Genomic DNA, 1,035 nt, shown 5'->3' with positions numbered 1-1,035 from the left:
GGGACAGGGACGACCCGATCGAGCCGACCGAGAGGGCACTTCCGATCGACCCGACCGACAGGGCCGAGCCGACGGAACCCACGGACAGCACGGACCCCACCGATCCGATCGACAGCACGGAGTCCTGCGACCACAACGACAGCACCGAACCAGAACCAGAGTCAGAATCAGAGTGAGAGGAAGCAGGACGGACCGACCGCACGGACAGCTTTGTCATGGGGCCATCCTGCCCGCCGACCGCTCCGTTCCGGGGTCTCGCGCGAGCCATCTTTCACACCGCAGGACGCCACAGCGCCGGTAACCTCACCGCCCCGGCCACGCCGCCGCTGTCCGGGTGAAATGCACCGGGGCGCGTCTGTGCGGAGGGCGAAAAGGGGAGGAACCGGGGTACACCCCCATGATCGCGTACCTGAAAGGGACCCCATGCGTATCCGTACTGCCCTGGCCGTCACCGCCCTCGCCGCCGCTGCCCTGATGGGCGCCAGCGGCACCGCTCTCGCCAACGACGAGGGCTACCACGGCGGCTTCCGCTACGAGAACCTCGGCGGCCCGGCAGGGATCACCGAGGCCGGCGGCTACCGCTCGGCCGACGACGACAGGGGCTGGAGTGCCGGCTTCGCCTACGAGAACCTCGGCGGCCCGGCAGGCATCACCCACGCCGCCGGCCACGGCGAGGGCGGCTTCGACGACTGAGCACCGCCAGCTACACGGCAACACAGAGCACCACGCCAAAGAGGGCCCGCCGGTAGCGGGCCCTCTTTCCGTATCCCCGCACCCCCGTATCCCCGCACCCACCCACCCACGCGAGCGCCAGGCCGGTACGGACAAGTACGGACAAGCCCAAGGGCTTGTTATTGGAGTCGATCACCGCTCCCCGAACGGCAAAGAAGCCGCCGTCCCCGCTGACGTCAACCACGCGCCTGCGCCGCCGACTGTGCGACCTCCGCCGCAAGCCGCACGGCCAGGGAGCGGGCCAGCAGTACCGGCACGCCCGCGGCGTCCGCGGCCGCTCGGCGCATCTCCTCGGTGTAGCCG

2 protein-coding genes and 1 pseudogene are annotated in these 1,035 nt (G+C 70.2%); 1 reads left to right on the top strand and 2 read right to left on the bottom strand.

The window, feature by feature from the left end; all coding sequences use genetic code 11:
- Window positions 1-217, bottom strand: a pseudogene (locus ACQKIP_RS48120) (hypothetical protein); the annotation flags it as partial.
- A 206-nt stretch (window positions 218-423) separates the two neighbouring features.
- On the opposite strand from ACQKIP_RS48120, the gene ACQKIP_RS48115 reads away from it, so the two are divergent.
- The gene (locus ACQKIP_RS48115) at window positions 424-693 is read left to right on the top strand and encodes a hypothetical protein (RefSeq protein ID WP_365854921.1); all 270 of its coding nucleotides are present in this window, start codon (window positions 424-426) and stop codon (window positions 691-693) included.
- Window positions 694-908: 215 nt separating this feature from the next.
- Here ACQKIP_RS48115 and ACQKIP_RS48110 read toward each other — a convergent pair.
- Window positions 909-1,035, bottom strand: a 127-nt coding sequence (locus ACQKIP_RS48110; RefSeq protein WP_427745948.1) for an AroM family protein, incomplete at its 5' end; no start/stop codon positions are given.

Origin of the sequence: Streptomyces sp. NPDC059900 (assembly GCF_050270335.1) — a bacterium.
GTDB lineage: Bacteria > Actinomycetota > Actinomycetes > Streptomycetales > Streptomycetaceae > Streptomyces.
Note: the sequence above shows the minus strand (reverse complement) of the source record. Positions and strands in the feature narration are given on the sequence as shown.

Coding starts and splice junctions, on each gene's coding strand:
- ACQKIP_RS48115 (WP_365854921.1), top strand. CDS start 424: ATGCGTATCCGTACTGCCCTGGCCGTCACCGCCCTCGCCGCCGCTGCC.